This window comes from Shewanella sp. DC2-4, from assembly GCF_013248875.1.
Classification (GTDB): domain Bacteria; phylum Pseudomonadota; class Gammaproteobacteria; order Enterobacterales; family Shewanellaceae; genus Shewanella; species Shewanella oncorhynchi.
Genome location: NZ_JABRVR010000002.1, coordinates 2304894 through 2323152, shown reverse-complemented (window position 1 = coordinate 2323152; position 18259 = coordinate 2304894). Strand labels below are relative to the sequence as shown.

The following is an 18259-nucleotide window of genomic DNA, read 5'->3' as shown; positions in this document are numbered from 1 at the left end:
GCGGTTATTTTAGTGCAACTTTAGCCGTGCGACCTAAGCTTGATGAAGGATATATTGCAGCGTGGGCAAGGGAATGACTCATACAAACCCGTTACGAAATTTAACATTTAATCAGTTCATCCGTTTTAGTGTTTTTAAGCTCAGCTTGCTCATACTTTGCGGTTTAACTCTTTCGGTTAACGCACAAACCTCACCACCTGCCATACAACTTGCTACCGAGTTTGATGCGACTCGATCTTCGCAAGATATTAATATTCAAAATTTTTTGATTAGTGAGAAACTCGACGGGGTTCGAGGTTACTGGAATGGCAAGGAATTATTCACTCGGCAGGGAAATGCCATCGCTACACCCATTTGGTTTACTGTAAATTTTCCGAATTATCCTCTCGATGGTGAATTATGGCTTGGGCGAGGCCAGTTTGAAGCGATGTCCAGTCTTGTTCGACAAACCTCAGCGAAGGATGATGATTGGCGCAAAGTGCGATTTATGGTGTTCGATGTCCCCAAGGCGAGTGGCGACTTTCAGCATCGCTATCAATTTGCGCTGACTGAACTGAGTGGCAAATCGAATTATCTTGAAGTCATAGTGCAGTTCCAAGTAGAAAGCCTTGAAGCCCTGTATCAAAAACTCGATGCCTTAGTTGCAAAAGGCGCCGAAGGCTTGATGCTGCATCGCAGTTCCGCGACTTATATCAGTGGCCGCAATCCTCATTTGATGAAGTTAAAACCTTATTATGATGCTGAAGCTACTGTTATCGCTTATATCCCTGGTAAAGGTCAATTTGCAGGGCAGATGGGCGCATTAAAAGTGCAAACCCCAGACGGCCGAATTTTTAGTATTGGCACAGGTTTTAGTCTCTCTGAGCGCCAACATCCCCCCGCAGTGGGCACTATCATTACCTATAAATATCTTGGTCTTACTGTCAATGGCTTACCCAGATTTGCCAGTTTCCTGCGGATACGCAGTGATGTTGAGCCAAGTAATAAAGCCACCGCAAAGTAAACATCATCATAATGTTATTCATAGATATAACTTTGCTTGCTGTCTATTAAGCCTGCCGCGAGCTGATACTGTGGACAACAGCGATGGCCGAGTCGTGTTTGCACCGAGCGCTAATCCAACTCTTGTTCGAGCAGATGGATTGCATAACTTTGGGTTAGGCTGTGGTGCTGATGACAATCGCGATTTTGTAAGGGGTAAGGATAACAAACTGATGTTTCACCTGTGGCGGTTTGACAATATGAAGTCACTGCCAAGATTAATTGAGGATGTGAACGTCGAAAAACGGTAACCCGTTACGGTCGAGTTTGACTGTGCTCCATCAATGGGGGGCGATTAAATTAGCAATATAGTATTTTAGGTCTGGCGTGGTGAGATTATCGGGACATCAACCAAAGTTAGTGGAAATCCCAGTATAGTTTGACTACAAACATCAATGGTTGTGGGCTGCTTGCCTTGCAAGGTTAAGTTGGTAAGATGTTGTTCATAAAGAAAATCAAATCGTTGTACATCTAAGGACATATATGGAAATTTCATTACTTGCCGATAATCCCTCTGCGATAGACACGGTAGCTAGTTGGTATTTCAACGAATGGTGCCAAGAGAATGGTAGTTATACCAAGGAGGAAGTCGTTGAAAAAGTCTCTGCTTCAATAAATCGAGATACCGCGCCTATTTTGATCATCGGAAAAGTAAATGGTGTTCTTGCTGGTTCAGCAGAGCTAAAAATTCGAGAAATGGACATATACCCAGAATTTGAATTTTGGCTTGGTGGTGTTTACGTCACTCAGCAGGCTAGGGGACAGGGTGTCGCCTCAAAACTTGTGAAAGAGATAATATCGCTAGCACATAAAATAGGCGTGAAAAAATTATATCTTCAAACAGAAGATTTAACTGGAGGTTTATACTTACATCATGGGTTTAAGCCTATAGAACAAGTGAATTATAAAGGTATAAATGTATTGGTTATGGGCACAAACATCGGTGAATAACAAGTTTGTGAAGGTACACTGCGGCTCAATTGTGGGAAGCAAGTGGAACGATATGATCATATTTCACAGGGCTACCTAAGTAGGTCAAAGCATCCCCAAATGGCATCATTTTTAATCTTAGAGTTTTCGTCAGTACAAGAAAATAGATTTCCTGTTTCAACAGTAAGAACCAGTTGTGTTCTGTTTCAGTCAAAGTGTTTATAAAGTCATTAGCAAGGCCATATAATCAGATGCTGAGTGACTCTTTACAGAATCTAATGATGAAAATGAGTCGAAATCTTCCAAACTTTGACAGTTATTGTTGAATCAATGGCTACCAAATAAGAATAGGCCGCGCGTAGTTGCGACCGATTTTACGATCGCTTAGTTAGTTCCTGTCCACGCTTGGTCCTCGCAGACTTCAGATCAATGTTGAACTCTTGATATCACATTATGCTTTTTACCGCTGTTATCGTCGTGTCGTGCGGCGAGCTTTTTTGCAAATAAAATAAACCTCCTGCCTCACGCTTGACAATAAGTGAAACGTAAACAATCTTTTAACATGGAATATTTTCAGAAGGTTACTTTTATTTCTGCAGAATAGAATTGTTTTCACTACGGGAACACAGGAGTGTTTAACCCTTCCACTGAGATTACTAGGTTCATTTGAGGTGATCCTCAATGAATAATCTAGACTCAAGGTATCGTGATAAAACGCAATCATGAAAAGGAATTTCAATGAAAGACGTTAATATTTATCCGTATCAATCAATCTGTTCAGACCTGTTCAGTAAGCCAGAGACTGCGATCAAAACAGCAAATTTCAATTTTAATATCGAAACCCATTTATTGGGATTTGGTTGAGGTCAAGTCTTGTACGCTATTTGTATCGTGACATCACGCCTGCAGTGGCGGGTGTTGTGAAAGCCCTGATTTTAAGTCGTTAAAGAAAGTGGAGTCGTAAACGTTTTAAGCATTGAATAAGTCCCAATAACAAGGAGAGTTAATTTCATGTCTATCAAAATTTTTAGCTATAGAGCGCTTTTTTTGTGTATGAGTGCTGCTGTATATGCAGAAGCACCAGTAGAGACAAAAGCAGCTATAACGCTACCCACGTTAAGCCCTGTTATGCCGCTGGAAATTACAGCAAAAGCCCCGTTCTCACTCGAAAGCCTGCAACATGATTTTGATGATTTTTCTTGGCAATCGTTTATTGCACTTAACTGGCCAGCAAATGCCGATGGCACACCCAATACTATGTCTATCATTGGGCAAAAAACTAACCAGCCAGTCGTGTGGCTGCATTGGAAGGAAAGCCGGGAGATTTTTTTACCCGATGGCGTAAAACCACCTGGGTGGGATCAGTCCAATAATGTGCCGGATGTTTGCAAAAGTATTGATCCCAAGTCCATTCCTCAAGGGACTATTTATTTAACGCAAGTAGGGAAGACCCCGAATGTGTTGGATGAAAGTGGCGAGCCTTTTACAACGGGTCCATTGATTGATCAAAACGGGCTTTATACCCGTTATGAAATATTAACCAATGAAACCATGTTCAATTTTATTTTGGACAATAACCTCTACAGTAAAAAAGGACAGAAACAGTTTAATGCCGATGTCGATTTTACCGCGAGCGACAGTAAAACCGGGCAGGTAGGTTCTATCATGCTTAAGGCCTCATGGATAAAAATGGGCGGCAAGTTTGATGCGACGAATTACTATACGACTTATGCGCTAGTTTATAACAATCCCGAAGAGCAACACGGGGTCAAGCCCGCGTGTGCGCTTGAACAAGTCGGTCTAGTGGGCTTTCACATTGCTCACAAAACCACGGGTGAACCACAATGGATTTGGTCTACCTTTGAGCATGTCGCTAACGCGCCAACCCAAGGTGAGTCAGCATCATTGTCGGCATATAATTTTTACGATGCTAAATGTACTGACTGCAAAGTGAATGAACCACCAGCACGCCCGTGGGATCCGGCAAACCCGCACACTAAACCAACTCAAGTGGAACGCGTTATTCCTATCACTGCCGACGCTAAAGCCTTAAATGCCAGTTATCACGCAGCACTCGACGCTGTAGTGCCGGGATCGGTATGGAAGAACTACGAATTGATCAGTACGCAATGGCCTACTGATGCCAAAAATCCCACCGATCCAACGGGCGTGCCTGCTCCCTCATTTTTAGCGAACACCACGCTCGAAACTTATATCCAAGGTTCGGTAAAGCAAACATCAAGCAGCTGTATGGCTTGTCACAATAATGCGGCAACCACTAACGGTAATTTTGCTGATTTCACTTACTTGCTGCAACGCGCGCAATAATTTACAAAAGGAACTCATCATGACTGATATTACAGGCGCGACTGCCGATACTATGAATAATTTTATTGGTTTGAGCGCGGTATTAACCGGCTTTGCTACCAGTATTATTGCCCCGACATTGGATCCCGTGGATATTAAATCCGAATACTTAGCCGTGTTTACGCAAAAAATAACCGAAGAATCGAAGGACCCAACTTTAGTTACAACTATTCTGCAAAAATTTGCGGCGTTAAAAGCGCAGCAATTATCAGAACAACAAATTGGCACGCAAATGCTGGCGCCAGACAACGGAGCTAATTTTGTGTTGGCCTGTCGTAAATTGATTTTTATGTGGTACTCAGGTGCATGGCCAACCATTATTCCCGTGACGGATACAGAGCCGGAAACCACGGTTAGCGATATGATTTCGGCAAAAAGTTATACCACAGGTTTAGTTTGGCAAGTTATGCAGGCGCATCCGATGGGGGATTCAAATTATCGCTATGGCTATTGGGCGAAACCACCCGCTGCACTGTCGGCATATACGGGTCATCAAGGAGGTGCAGTATGAGTACTCAAACCAATTACGATGTCATTATTGTGGGATCAGGTATTGCCGGCTCTATCATGGCTTATCAATTGGGGATGGCGGGGAAAAAAGTATTAATCCTCGAAGCAGGGCAGGAAGTGCCTGTTGACCGCAGTGGTTACATGGAAACCTTCTTTAAAGCCAATGCCAAAACACCTGAGTCACCTTATCCTCCAACCACACAAAATCCAGCTGCATCGACGGCGGATAATCCACTCGGATTGCCTGATCCTGCGAAGGAAAATGTGCCGCGTTATACCGTGTTGCAAATTGGCGCATGGCGCAATCCAAAGCAATGTTATTTCGATTACACGCCGCAACCAGAGCATTTGAAACCTGACAGCCCTGAAGCAAAGTTTGCTTTTGCGAGTTCCTATGAGCGTATTGGCGGCGGCACAACTTGGCATTGGCTAGGAACCAGTTTGCATTTATTGCCCAATGATTTTGAGTTGCAAACCCAGTATAAGCAGGGTGTGGATTGGCCTGGTGGAAAACAATTTTATCAGGCGCTGGTTCCTTACTATGAACAGGCGACCAATGAGATAGGTGTGGCCGGTGACAAAGAGGCAATGGATCAGCTTTATCGCGGATTTAATGTTTCACCGGATGGCGTTTATGGCGCGAATTACGATTATCCCATGCCTGGCATTGTTTCATCTTTAGTCGATCTACAATATGAACAAGCGGTGAGCGATATGGTGTATGACAATATTCAATTGTCGGTTACACCAACCCCTCAGGGGCGCAATTCATTACCGGGTGAACGCCGTCAATGTGCGGGGAATACAAATTGTATTCCCATTTGCCCAATCCAAGCCAAATACGATGCTACTGTGACGCTCGGGCGAGCATTGCAAACCGGTAATGTTGATGTGTTTTATCGTCACGTCGCGACAAATGTTCAAGTGGATGAAAACACAAAGGATGTTGTTGGTATTGATTATGTGACCTATCAAACTCACGGGGGGATCGCGACGGGCGGCGGTACCGTTACGGGTAAAAAATATGTGATTGCAGCTCACGCGATTGAGACGCCAAAATTATTGCTCATGTCTAAACGTAATAAAGCCTGTCCAAACGGCGTCGCCAACCATAGCGATCAAGTGGGGCGTAATTTGATGGATCACATTATGTATTTGGCCTGGGGTCTGGCGAAAGATCCTGTCTATGGTTTTCGAGGGCCTTTATCTACTGCGGGTATCGAAAGTTTACGCGATGGCGCCTTTCGTAAAGACCGTGCCGCCTATCGTATTGAAATCGGTAATGAAGGTTGGCAGTGGGCTGCGAACGATCCATTCACGACCTTAGCTGATTTTGTATTTGGGCAAAATAATTCGCAATTAAATGGGGATTCTGTCAATCAGCAGGGGATTCCATTACGGTTTGATCCCGCCATGTCTGCTAATAGCGCTTTATTTGGTGCCTCACTGGTGAATACCTTGAATGGTATTTACACACGGCAAATTCGTATGGGCTATTTAATTGAACAATTACCTGATCCGGAAAACCGTGTCGAGTTGTCGGAGACGCTGAAAGATAACTTAGGTTTGCCGCGCCCCAAATTAACCTATCGTGTACGCGAGGATTATGTGCGCAATGCGTTCGTGTCGGCTAAAGATATTTCGACCAAACTCTTTGACGCCCTTGATGCGCGGGAATATACCAAGGCTCCGCCTGCGCCGGTATTTTATGGTGATAAGAGTCAAGTAACATCGAATAATTTTGAATATCAGGGCCATAATTTTACGTTTTACGGTGCTGGACACATTGTGGGGACGTATCGAATGGGGGACTGCAGAGATACGTCGGTGGTGAATCCTCGTCAGCAATCTTGGGATCATAGCAATCTGTTTTTAGTCGGTAGCGGAGTGTTTCCAACGGTTGCAACGGGTAATCCAACCCTCACTTTGGCAGCGTTGGCATTCCAGGCAGCAGATCATGTTTTGGAAGACCTTAAAATAAGTTAAAAAGTTGTAATTGTTCATTAGCTTGCTGTTAATTCCCATTGAAAACCGCGTGCAAATTGGCGCGGTTTTTGGCTAACTGAATATACCTTCATATTACGCTAACTGGCATTTTCCTACTCATAATGCAGTTTATTGTCATCGTATTTAAAATCAAAATATTACAGTTTTTTTATGCTGATAATTAGTTTGAAAACTGTGCATGCGTGTGTTGTCGGATAGTATGTCTGATAGAAAACTGATAAGTTTCACTCAAACCGAGCGTTAATTGGGCGTGCTTTAATAAGCGAATAAAGTTAATTTTTACGGATATTTATCAAAAGGTTAGCTGAATACATGACTACTAAGAAATATATCGTTGTCAATCCACATGAAAGTGAGTTTCCTAACCCCATTACGTTCAAAAAAGGTGATCCTCTTACCGTTGGAGAAAAATATGCAGGTCCTGAAGGCTGGGATCTCTGGTTCCTTTGCACTACGCCAGGGCAAGATGCTGGTTGGGTTCCTGGTCAAGTGATTCAGCGCCTAAAAAATTCCAACGGGCTGGCGCTTGAGGACTATACGGCAAGAGAACTTAATGTGCATGAAGGGGAACAACTCATTGGCACACGAATGTTGAATGGTTGGGTATGGTGTATAAAAGCTGTCAGTGAAGAATCAGGGTGGGTACCATTAGAAAACTTGAAAGAAGTGGTAGATCCATCCCGCGACTAAAGCACCTTTGCCGTGCAGTCAAACCCAAGATGGTTCCTTGGTGTATTGTGCTAAGAGGATGATGACTGGCGGATATTGAGATCTTATATCAGGCACGCAGAAGTCACTGGCGAAAAAGTGTTTTTTAGCGCAAGCTTTCCGTTTCTATTAGTAAAAAAGCCAGTATATTCAATATACTGGCTTTAACTTTAAACTTGATGAATGAGCGTTATAAGCTGGAATATAAAAGTCATCAGCGTCTTGTCTTTAACGTCTTTAACAAACTCTGCGCCTTATATTCTAAATGCAGAGTGGCGGGCTGATTAGTCGTTATGACGTTTGCCTGAACGTTTAAGTCTCTCTGCTGCCAATTTGGCTTCTTTCTCTGCTTCTTTTTCGGCCATGATACGGGCGACTTCAATCTTTTCAAGCTCTGCCATCGCAGGCGTTTCTAGCGAGAGTAAGCCTATTTTCCCCGAGCGATATTCATGCAGTAATAACTCTGATGCCTTGTGCATATCGATGCGACCACCGGGACGCAGCGCACCACGTTTGCGGCCGATTTCCTCGAGAAGTGCAACATCATCTTTTGGTAATTCACTTAAGTTATAGCGCTCACAAATCTCTTTTGGATAAGCGGTTAAGAAATACTTGGCGGCGAACAGGGCCACATCTTCATATTCCATCGCCGTATCTTTAATGGCGCCAGTGACGGCAAGGCGATAGCTGCTCGCTTCGTTATCCACTTTGGGCCATAAAATACCTGGGGTATCCGACAGCACGATACCGTTACGTAAATTGATCCGTTGCTGGGTTTTGGTTACCGCAGGTTCGTTACCAGTTTTGGCGATAACACGGCCAGCTAAGGTATTGATAATGGTAGATTTCCCAACGTTGGGTATCCCCATGATCATAGTGCGAATGTCTTTTTCGGTTTTATCGCGACTTGGCACTAGCTTACGGCAGAGATCAGGGATTTTTTTCACCATTGCCGCTTGCAGCGTTGTGATCGCCGTGGCTTTGACGCCTTGCTCACGCTCTAAGTATTCAATCCATTGTGCGGTGATCTCTGGATCGGCCAGATCAGATTTATTGAGCAGTTTGATACAAGGTTTGTCGCCTCGAAGCTGAGCCACCATGGGGTTTTCGCTACTGTAGGGAATACGCGCGTCCAGCACTTCGATAACAAGATCGACCTGAGGCATTGCCTCTTCAATCTCCTTGCGTGCCTTGTGCATATGCCCCGGATACCACTGAATTGCCATGATAACGCCTTGTCCTAAATAACTTAAAGAACGGCTATTCTACCTTGAAGGTGGCGAATGTCATAAAAAAAGCGCCCTAAGGCGCTTTAATCGCTTAATCCTTGACTGTCTCTTGCGATTGTTACTTGGATTAATAGGCTGAATTAAGGCTTAGATTACCCCGAGTTCGCGCAATCTTTCCATCAGATAACTGTCAGCGGTATAACGTTCTGACAGCACTACAGCAGGGTTTGGATGTAAAAATAACGGCAAAGAGATCCGTGACTTGGTTTTATCCGTACCTTCAGGATTGATGACGCGGTGTGACGTCGATGGGAAATAGCCGCCAGAGGCTTCCTGTAACATGTCACCGATATTGATAATAATGTTGCCAAAATCGCTTGGAACATCTAACCAAGTGCCATCTTTGGCTTTCACTTGCAATCCAGGCTCATTGGCAGCAGGTAACACTGTGATAAGGTTGATATCTTCATGTGCTGCGGCGCGAATGGCGCCCATTTCTTCACTGCCCGTCATCGGTGGGTAATGCAGAATACGCAGTAAGGTTTTTTGGCTATTGGCGATCATTTCTGGCAATGGTATCGAAAACTTGGCTTTTACGTCTTCTGGTGAGTAGGTTTCGATCCACTCTAATAGTTCTGCAGCCAGTGCGTTGGCTTTATCGTAATAGGCGAGAATATTGGTACGTAGTGAATCGGGGATACGGCCCCAAGGGTACACGTGGTAGTACTCTTTAATGTCTTTGACTGTGTTGCCTTTGGCGGTTTCAGAAATCGACGCAGGGAAGAAACCGTCGTGGGTTTCTTTTTTAAACATATAGTCGTTTTTGGCTTCTGAATTAAAAAAGGCTTGCCACTCGGTGTAGATGTCTTCAACTAAGCGCTTATCAATCGGATGATTAGATAAAACACCAAAGCCAGTTTCCCGAAGTGATTCAACGAATTGCTGGGCACTGTTTTCAGCGCGATAATCAATGGTTTCTAATTTCATTTTGGTTTCTACTTGTTATATTTAGTTGTAATTTGACCCGCCGCAAGTGTAGCCGTGCGCTGATGTGGGTGCAAATACTCAGCGACTGTGATCTGGATCAACTGCCGTATTTTCCGTCATTTATGCAGTTGCTTATATGAGTACTTAATATGAACACTTATATTAGTACTTACTTGAGTGGTAAGATTTTAGTCACCAAATCCGTTAGTATGGGTATTAGATTTGTTGTGATTGGATTGATGTCAGCTGCATTTTGAAGCCGAGTGCAAGAAATCTTGCTTGGAGTGGGTCTTATGTTGGCTTCCTTATAAATCAGCTTCTTAATCAAAGAATATCGAAATACACAACGACGTGAGTCGAAAGGGCATTAATATGAATAAACTGACCGATAATATGAATAAACTGACCGATTTTGAACGCTATGTTATCGAAGAGAAAGGCACTGAACGCCCCTTTAGTGGTGAGTATTATGAGCACGATGCTAAGGGTTTGTATTTATGCAAAAAATGCCATGCCCCCTTGTATCGCTCTGAGCATAAATTTAATGCCCATTGTGGCTGGCCTGCCTTCGATGATGAAATTGCCGGCGCTGTAACCCGCCACATAGACGCCGACGGCCGCAGAACCGAGATTGTTTGTAGCCAGTGCGGCGGTCACTTGGGGCATGTCTTTGAAGGTGAAATGTTAACACCTAACAATATCCGTCACTGTGTTAACTCCGTATCTATGGTGTTCAAAGGGATGGATGATGCTGTTGAACCAGCACCTAATCACTTTGCGACTTTTGGTGCTGGGTGTTTTTGGTGCGTCGAAGCGATTTTTAAAAGCCTAAAGGGCGTGGTGAATGTCACTTCTGGCTATGCTGGCGGTGATGCCCATGATGCCGATTATAAATCTGTTTGCTCGGGCCAAACCGGCCATGCAGAGGTTGTGCATATCGAGTTCAACCCTGAGGAGATTGATTTTACGACGTTATTACAGGTCTTTTTTGAGAGCCATGATCCGACCACGCTTAATCGCCAAGGTAATGATAAGGGGCCACAATATCGCTCAGTGGTGTTTACCCATAATGCTGAGCAGATAGAGCAAACTACCGCTATGCTGACTCAGTTAGCAGCAGCCAAGGTTTTTGATGCGCCGATAGTGACCCAAGTTTCAGCATTTGATACTTTTTATCCCGCTGAAAATTATCACAATGACTACTTCGCTTTACACGGTGAGCAGCCCTATTGTCAGATGGTCGTGCGTCCTAAAGTGGAAAAAGTGAAAGCCTTGTTTGCAAGATTGCAGAAGGCTTAAGCGATTTAGCACAAGGTGTTAAATACAAAAATGCCACCGATAAAGGTGGCGTTTTTATGGGGTTTCTAAAGTGCAAAACCTAGTTGTTCTCTTAACAAGCCGCTTAGCTATCGATTTAACGATTAGCGTAACTTTTGATTCGCTACCGACGCAACTATCGGCTTTCAGTTAACCATTGGGCGTATTGTTTAGTGTAATAGCTGACAATCAAATCTGCACCCGCCCGCTTTAAGCCGATAAACGTTTCAGTCACCACCGCACGCTCATCCAACGCGCCCGCAAGGGCGGCAAATTTAATGCCCGCATATTCACCGCCGACTTGATAGGCGGCGAGTGGCAAGTGGGTTTCTTGTCTTAAACGGCTGAGCACATCTAAGTAGGGGGTGCCAGGTTTAACCATCAGGATATCGGCGCCTTCGGCTTCATCTAATGAGGCTTCTAACAGGGCTTGACGACCATTAGCATAATCCAGTTGATATCCCTTGCGATTTCCGCTGAGTTCACAATCAACCGCTGCTCTAAAAGGACCGTAAAAAGAAGAGGCGAATTTTGCCGAGTGGGCCAGAATCGCCACATGTTCAAAACCTGCGGCATCGAGCCCTTGGCGAATGGCTTTCACTTGACCGTCCATCATGGCCGATGGTGCTAACATATCAGCGCCCGCTTTGGCGGCTGTTATCGATTGCTTAACTAAATTTTCGACTGTGAGATCGTTGCAGACTTCATTATTGTGCACCACGCCGCAATGGCCGTGGTCTGTGTATTCACAAAAACAAATGTCGGGGATTACCATCATCTCAGGCACGGTAGCTTTAATGGTGCGCACCATACGGGCGAGTAAACCATTGTCGTCCCACGTATCGCTGCCCTTATCATCCTTAGTGTGGGAAATCCCAAAGGGCATCACATAGCGGATCCCGAGGGCGTAAAGCTCGCGAACTTCATCCGCCAGTGCGCTCTCAGGTAAACGGCTGATGCCAGGTAGCGTGGAGATAGGCACAGCATGGGTGATGTGCTCTTCAATGAACAGGGGATGGATAAGATCGCTTAGCGAAATATGGGTTTCGCGCAGCAGATCGCGCATTGCTTCTGAATTACGTAAGCGTCTTAAGCGACGCAATGGAGGCGTGTTTAACATGAAATGTCCTTATCGAAGGCGGGTTAAAGCAATCGTACAATACTAAGGGAAAGGCAAGGGATAAATTCGCCCCTTACTTTTCTGCTCTGACAATCAAAGTTGAAAAAGTTTCCCCAAGCGAGCTATATTCATTAATGAGTTTATTGATCATTGACTTAGATCACATAAATCCATCTCGTCCAGATTTGCGACTGAATATCATGTGAGCGCTATTTTAGCTGAGTTGCTTGCTTAGCCCTTTGTTTTCGGGCATTTGATGTTATTATTTGCGCCAGTTTTCTCATGGCATATTCGCGCAATACAGATTATGTAAATTTGATGCGAAATATTGCCCGCTAATCCGGTTTTGAAATGACAATAACACATGAACACTCTGCTTGTATTCTTGCCTTAGACACTTGTACCGAATCCTGCTCAGCTGCGCTGCAATACCAAGGTCAGATTTATGCTGAACTTGCCGATGCACCGCGTGAACACAGTCAACGTCTGCTGCCTATGGTCGATTCAGTGCTCAAGCAAGCGGGCATTCGCTTAGATAAAGTGACTGCGATTGCTTACGGACGAGGCCCTGGCAGTTTTACGGGGATCCGCATCTGCACTAGCATGACGCAAGGTCTGGCACTGGGGTTAGATTTGCCTGTGATTGGTATTTCAACCTTAGCGGCAATGGCACAAATGGCGATTAGCGAGCATCAAGCCGAGCAAGTTTTGTGCACCATTGATGCGCGCATGGGCGAAGTGTATTGGGGCCAGTTTGTGGCCGTTGACGGTATTGCAACGCTTGTAGGTAAAGAAGTGGTCAGTGCGCCTGCGGACGTACTGCTTCAGCTCGATACTCAAGCGCCAATTGTGGGCTGCGGCACAGGTTTTGATGCTTATCCCTATTTGCTGGCACTCGGCAAGGGGATTTTAGCTCTCGAGGCCGTGAAATATCCCGATGCAAAGGCTATGCTGATATTGGCTGAAGCAGGCATAAAAGCTGGACTGACAACCTCGGTCGATGAGCTTGAACCTGTGTACTTACGTGATACAGTCACATGGAAAAAGTTACCCGGTCGTGAATAAGCTGTTCTTTGCCTGAGTATCTGCGATAGAATCTCAGGCAATTAATGCTAAGCATTCTTTACGATGAATGGCTTAACGATGAATAGTGCAAACTTAAGGCTTCTTGATGCAAGTTAATGTGAATCAAATGAGTTTGACTAATGCTGTAGCGAGTAATAGACCCGCTATCGCTCAGGGGCTGACTGCGCCTGAATCGTCACGCCCAGTGATTGAGCAAGATGCCGTCGAAGCCCTTAGTTTAGAAACCCAGCCTAAAAGTAAAAGCGCAGCAGGAAATTTACAGTCAAGGCTCGGCGCGCACCTCGAGTATGAGCAAGATACGCGTGGCCATCAGGGGGCGATAGCCCAATATTTACAAACTCAACATGCCGCCAAACGCGATGAAATTCAGCAAATGGTTGGCGTGGACTTGTATGCTTGAACATCAACAAAAGCCTCCCCGTTCTACCTCGCGATTTTCCTCTTCTAAATTAACGGGTTTAGCCGCCAGCGGTGTGCCAAGCCGTGGCTTGTTTATTATCGAGCTGGTGGTGGCGTTACTCATCACTCGCATTCCCTATTTAAGCGTGCCGTTTAAATGGCTTGAAAGCTATTTTCATGAACTGTCCCATGGTATTGCAACGATTTTAAGCTCGGGCGTGGTCAGCCATATTCAGTTGTTTCCGAATGGAGCAGGATTTTGTTTTAGCCAAGGCGGCTCGCCGATGTTTATTGGCTTTGCTGGGTATTTTGGTGCAGCCTGTTGGGGATATTTAATCTATTTATTAGCGACTTGGCCAAAGGGGATCCGCGTGAGTTTTGCCTTGCTAGGTGCCTTAGTGGTGCTAAGCGGCTTGCTTTGGGGCAGGGATATTCTCACGTTAGCGATTTTAGCTGTGCTGACTATTATTTTGTTGTTACCGCTTAAACTCAGTCAAAACAAAATGTTGACTCAGTTTTTGCGTATTATTGGCTTGATGATCATGCTTAATGCACTTGCGAGTCCGACTGTGTTGCTCGGGCTTGATGGTCAAGGTGATGCAGTGATGTTGGCCGAGCGTTCTTGGATCCCCGCGTGGATTTGGGTGGGATTATGGTTATTAACCAGTGCCTGCGCTTTGTATTTTGCGTGGCGCCGCGTAGATAATGCCGCAAGTCGTTAGTTCTCAAGCTTGTTTAATGCCTCAGTCGTCTAGTGTTTTCCCCATCGTTTTTCTGCTTTGAACTTTGTTGATTTAGGTAAAGGTGATTTTGCTCATCACTTTGAGCTATAACCACTTATGTCGCTTAAAGCTTAGTTTTCCGACTTCTATTCCTTGGATTTTTGGCCATTGGCTGCTAGGTTAAGCCTTCGGTATCCATGGAGAATTACAATGAAAAAAGTCACCTTAGTTGCCAGTCTGCTGCTTGCTGGTTTATGTTCGAGTGTTACCTATGCCGATGAAAGCTTAGATAAAGTCTTAAAAAGCGATTTTCGTCAGGCTAAAAATGCCAGTCGTGACGTTTATCGTCATCCCGCTGAAACCTTAACTTTTTTTGGCATTACCCCAAAACAGACTGTGATTGAACTCTGGCCGGGTAATGGCTGGTACAGTGAAATATTAGGGCCTTATCTTGCTAAAGAGGGCCAATATATCGCAGCCAGTTTCGAAACGGCTCCTGCGACAGATACTCCCGGAAATCGTTATCGCGCTAACGCGGGTACTAAGTATGCTGCGTGGATGACGGCCAATAAAGACGTCATGGGCAATGCTAAGATTGTTACCTTCGATCCTCCACATAAGATGGATTTAGGTGCTGACGGTAGTGCTGATCTGGTATTAACCTTCCGAAATCTACATAACTGGGCATCGACAGATCAGCTGGAAAACGTGTTTGCCGCGTCTTATAAAGTGTTGAAGGACGGCGGTATCTTTGGCGTGGTAGAGCATAGAGCTAACGAAGGAATGAACTTCAGCACTGGCTATATGGATCAAGCGGCTATGGTTGCTTTAGCCAAAAAAGCAGGTTTTACCTTAGTTGAAAGTGCAGAAATCAATGCGAACCCCAAAGATACTAAGGATTACGCCAAAGGTGTTTGGACGCTACCGCCCTCTTTTGCCTTGGGTGATACCGATAAAGAAAAATACCAAGCGATCGGTGAAAGTGACCGTATGACACTTAAATTTGTCAAAAAATCATCTTAATTACCTGACATCAGAGGCATTATGTGGCAATCTTTCGCCCCCAAAAATCAAATTGAATTTGTATTACCTCATATTACGGTCGCGGGCCGATTATGGGGGGCGAAGGATAAACCTTTATTGCTTGCCTTACATGGTTGGTTAGATAACGCCAACAGTTTTGAACCTTTAACAGCGCATTTACTCGATTATCAAGTGCTCGCCATTGATTGGCCAGGACACGGCTTTTCTGCACATAGGCCGGGACACTATCCGCTGCATTGGATTGATTATTTGTATGATTTAGACGCGTTGTTAACGGCATTACCGCAAAAGCCAGCGGCAATGATTGGGCATTCGCTTGGCGGTATAATCGCCTCAGCTTACACGGCGACATTTCCCGAAAAGGTTAACAAGCTGGTATTGATTGAAGCGTTAAGCCCCTTGTCTGAGTTGCCAACGCAAGCTAAGGCGCGATTGAAAAAAAGCTTCTATCAGCATGAGAAGTATTTAACTCAGAAGCATGGGCAGGCAAAGATTTACGACAGTATAGATACTGCGGTGCGGGCGAGGGCACATTTAACAGGACTTGCTGAACCTTGGTGTCGTTTGTTGCTCGATCGTAATATGCAGCCCGAAGGTGATGGCATAGGTTGGCGTAGTGATCCTCGATTAAGATTAGATTCACCCCAACGATTAACCTTCGCCCAAGTTGATGCCTTGATGCAGGACATCAATGTCGAAACCTTATTAATTTGTGGCAAACAGGGATTTAGCCAGTTGCAGAGCGCGATACCTAAGGCCAGAACGTGGTTCAAGCATTTGTCTGAGCACATAATTGAGGGCGATCATCATGTGCATATGGACAATGCCGAAGGCGTTGCACGTTTGATCCGCAAATTCGTTTAATAGGTTGCTTATATGGGTATAAAAAAGACGCTAGGTTTTTTGTTTTTTTTATGTGATGATCAAAATTAAAACGCTCGTATGATTTATGACGAGTAAATTAATAACTATAAAATGTAAGCCGGTATTTTAACTCGGTATTTATCGAGTCTTGACGCTTGTATGGATATTGTTTCCGCAGTTGTGGGGATTTAGGAGAGAGTAGTGGATCAGCCTTGGATTAATCATTTGCCAGAAGATGTGCCTGCTGAAATTAATGTGGAACAATACTCATCGCTTGTCGATATGTTCGAGACAGCGGTGGCTAAGTATGAAGATCAACCTGCATTTATCAACATGGGTGCCACGCTAACCTATCGTAAATTGGAAGAACGCAGCCGAGCATTCGCTGCGTATTTACAAAATGAATTAAAGCTTGAAAAGGGCGACCGTGTCGCTTTGATGATGCCAAACCTGTTGCAGTATCCCATTGCACTGTTTGGTGTTTTGCGTGCAGGTATGGTGGTTGTTAACGTTAACCCACTTTATACACCGCGCGAACTTAAACATCAGTTGATTGACTCTGGCGCCAAAGCCATAGTTGTAGTGTCAAACTTCGCCCGTACCTTAGAAGAAGTTGTCGAACAAACGCCCGTTGAAAGCGTCATTATCACCAGTTTAGGTGACCAATTAAGTGCGCCAAAACGCACCTTAGTGAACTTTGTGGTGAAGTACATTAAGAAGTTAGTGCCAAAATACGATTTACCCCATGCTTTATCGATGCGCGACACCTTATCAACCGGTCGTCGCATGCAATACATCAAGCCTGAAGTCACTAACGACGATTTAGCGTTTTTGCAATATACAGGTGGCACAACTGGGGTGTCTAAAGGCGCGATGTTGACCCATGGCAATATTGTCGCCAACGTTTTGCAGGCCGATGGCGCTTATTCGCCCGCCTTAAACGATGGCAGCGAGTTTGTGGTAACGGCCTTGCCGCTGTATCACATCTTCGCGTTGACAGTGAATTGCCTGCTGTTTTTGCACAAAGGCAGCCAGAACTTACTCATCACCAATCCTCGTGATATCCCAGGATTTGTGGCCGAGTTGAAAAAGTATCCTTTCACTGCATTGACCGGGGTAAACACCTTGTTTAACGCGTTAGTGAACAGTGATGATTTTTCCCAGTTGGATTTCTCACGCTTAAAACTCTCTATCGGTGGCGGCATGGCGGTACAAAAAGCTGTGGCGGATAAATGGCAAACCATTACTAAAACCCGTTTACTTGAAGGTTATGGTCTGACGGAAGCCTCACCCTTATTAACCTGTTGTCCATATAACTTAGACGGTTATAACGGTTCAATTGGTTTTCCTGCCCCTTCGACACTGATCCAAATCCGTAATGATGACGGCAAGGTATTAGCCCAAGGCGAAACCGGCGAGCTTTTTGGTAAAGGTCCTCAGGTGATGAAAGGCTATTGGCAACGTCCTGAAGAAACCGCCAAAGTGATCGACACTGACGGCTGGTTAGCCACGGGCGATATTGGTTACATGGATGAGAAAGGTTTTTTCTATATTGTCGATCGTAAGAAAGACATGATCTTAGTCTCAGGATTTAATGTATTCCCTAACGAAGTCGAAGAAGTGGTCGCACTTCATCCCAAAGTGATTGAAGTGGCTGCCGTTGGTGTCCCAAACGACGCCAGTGGTGAGTTAGTGAAGGTATTTGTGGTGGCAAAAGATAAATCTTTAACCGCTGAAGACATCATTAAGCACTGCCGTATTCATTTAACGGGATATAAAGTGCCGAAGCTGGTAGAATTTAGGGACGAGTTACCTAAAACCAACGTGGGTAAAATCTTGCGACGAGAGCTTAGAGACGAAGCTAAGCGCGCGTAAGATTGAAGCCGGCATTTGCCGGCTTTTGTTTTTATGGACTGTGATTGACCCAC

The 18259-nt window shown here is 44.8% G+C and carries 17 protein-coding genes; 14 read left to right on the top strand and 3 right to left on the bottom strand.

What is annotated here, in order from left to right:
* Positions 1 to 73 precede the first annotated feature (73 nt).
* The 7 genes from HQQ92_RS10960 (at position 74) to HQQ92_RS10930 (ending at position 7545) form a co-directional block, all read left to right on the top strand.
* Positions 74 to 1003: a DNA ligase gene (locus tag HQQ92_RS10960; RefSeq protein WP_173245298.1), complete on the top strand. Its 930-nt coding sequence runs from the start codon at positions 74 to 76 to the stop codon at positions 1001 to 1003.
* 70 nt (positions 1004 to 1073) lie between these two features.
* On the top strand, positions 1074 to 1292 hold the full coding sequence (locus HQQ92_RS10955; protein WP_173245296.1) for a hypothetical protein: 219 nt from the start codon (positions 1074 to 1076) through the stop codon (positions 1290 to 1292).
* Positions 1293 to 1524: 232 nt separating this feature from the next.
* A complete protein-coding gene (locus HQQ92_RS10950) occupies positions 1525 to 1992 on the top strand; it encodes a GNAT family N-acetyltransferase (protein WP_173245294.1) in 468 nt (155 codons plus the stop codon).
* A 990-nt stretch (positions 1993 to 2982) separates the two neighbouring features.
* Positions 2983 to 4299 carry a hypothetical protein gene (locus HQQ92_RS10945; RefSeq protein ID WP_173245291.1) on the top strand — a complete coding sequence of 439 codons (1317 nt, stop codon included), beginning with the start codon at positions 2983 to 2985 and terminating at the stop codon, positions 4297 to 4299.
* Between the two features lie 19 nt (positions 4300 to 4318).
* Complete coding sequence (locus HQQ92_RS10940; RefSeq protein ID WP_173245288.1) at positions 4319 to 4849, top strand: hypothetical protein; 531 nt, start codon at positions 4319 to 4321, stop codon at positions 4847 to 4849.
* Complete coding sequence (locus tag HQQ92_RS10935) at positions 4846 to 6834, top strand: GMC family oxidoreductase (protein ID WP_173245285.1); 1989 nt, start codon at positions 4846 to 4848, stop codon at positions 6832 to 6834. Before HQQ92_RS10940 ends, HQQ92_RS10935 begins: the two co-directional genes overlap by 4 nt.
* A gap of 333 nt (positions 6835 to 7167) precedes the next feature.
* Complete coding sequence (locus HQQ92_RS10930) at positions 7168 to 7545, top strand: SH3 domain-containing protein (protein ID WP_173245282.1); 378 nt, start codon at positions 7168 to 7170, stop codon at positions 7543 to 7545.
* 302 nt (positions 7546 to 7847) lie between these two features.
* On the opposite strand, the gene ylqF is transcribed toward HQQ92_RS10930, so the two are convergent.
* Together ylqF and HQQ92_RS10920 are read right to left on the bottom strand one after the other, a co-directional pair.
* On the bottom strand, positions 7848 to 8789 hold the full coding sequence (gene ylqF / locus HQQ92_RS10925; RefSeq protein ID WP_011919190.1) for a ribosome biogenesis GTPase YlqF: 942 nt from the start codon (positions 8787 to 8789) through the stop codon (positions 7848 to 7850).
* 150 nt (positions 8790 to 8939) lie between these two features.
* A complete protein-coding gene (locus HQQ92_RS10920; RefSeq protein ID WP_173245279.1) occupies positions 8940 to 9779 on the bottom strand; it encodes an isopenicillin N synthase family oxygenase in 840 nt (279 codons plus the stop codon).
* 393 nt (positions 9780 to 10172) lie between these two features.
* Here HQQ92_RS10920 and HQQ92_RS10915 point away from each other — a divergent pair, with 393 nt between their 5' ends.
* Positions 10173 to 11078 carry a bifunctional methionine sulfoxide reductase B/A protein gene (locus HQQ92_RS10915; protein WP_173248648.1) on the top strand — a complete coding sequence of 302 codons (906 nt, stop codon included), beginning with the start codon at positions 10173 to 10175 and terminating at the stop codon, positions 11076 to 11078.
* Positions 11079 to 11232: 154 nt separating this feature from the next.
* Here the strand turns inward: HQQ92_RS10915 and hemB are convergent, their stop codons facing one another.
* Positions 11233 to 12216 carry a porphobilinogen synthase gene (gene hemB, locus HQQ92_RS10910; RefSeq protein WP_028760201.1) on the bottom strand — a complete coding sequence of 328 codons (984 nt, stop codon included), beginning with the start codon at positions 12214 to 12216 and terminating at the stop codon, positions 11233 to 11235.
* A gap of 351 nt (positions 12217 to 12567) precedes the next feature.
* Here hemB and tsaB point away from each other — a divergent pair, with 351 nt between their 5' ends.
* The 6 genes from tsaB to fadD all read left to right on the top strand — a co-directional run bounded on the left by tsaB (position 12568) and on the right by fadD (position 18206).
* On the top strand, positions 12568 to 13281 hold the full coding sequence (gene tsaB, locus HQQ92_RS10905; protein WP_173245276.1) for a tRNA (adenosine(37)-N6)-threonylcarbamoyltransferase complex dimerization subunit type 1 TsaB: 714 nt from the start codon (positions 12568 to 12570) through the stop codon (positions 13279 to 13281).
* A 106-nt stretch (positions 13282 to 13387) separates the two neighbouring features.
* The gene (locus HQQ92_RS10900) at positions 13388 to 13702 is read left to right on the top strand and encodes a hypothetical protein (RefSeq protein ID WP_006081355.1); all 315 of its coding nucleotides are present in this window, start codon (positions 13388 to 13390) and stop codon (positions 13700 to 13702) included.
* Entirely contained in the window at positions 13695 to 14423 is a 729-nt protein-coding gene (locus tag HQQ92_RS10895; protein WP_173245273.1) for a M50 family metallopeptidase, read from the top strand. The genes HQQ92_RS10900 and HQQ92_RS10895 overlap by 8 nt, the downstream gene beginning before the upstream one ends.
* Positions 14424 to 14633: 210 nt before the next feature.
* A complete protein-coding gene (locus HQQ92_RS10890) occupies positions 14634 to 15446 on the top strand; it encodes a class I SAM-dependent methyltransferase (RefSeq protein WP_028760197.1) in 813 nt (270 codons plus the stop codon).
* Positions 15447 to 15467: 21 nt separating this feature from the next.
* Entirely contained in the window at positions 15468 to 16331 is an 864-nt protein-coding gene (locus HQQ92_RS10885) for an alpha/beta fold hydrolase (RefSeq protein WP_168824028.1), read from the top strand.
* A 201-nt stretch (positions 16332 to 16532) separates the two neighbouring features.
* A complete protein-coding gene (gene fadD, locus HQQ92_RS10880; protein WP_105252274.1) occupies positions 16533 to 18206 on the top strand; it encodes a long-chain-fatty-acid--CoA ligase FadD in 1674 nt (557 codons plus the stop codon).
* Positions 18207 to 18259: the final 53 nt, after the last annotated feature.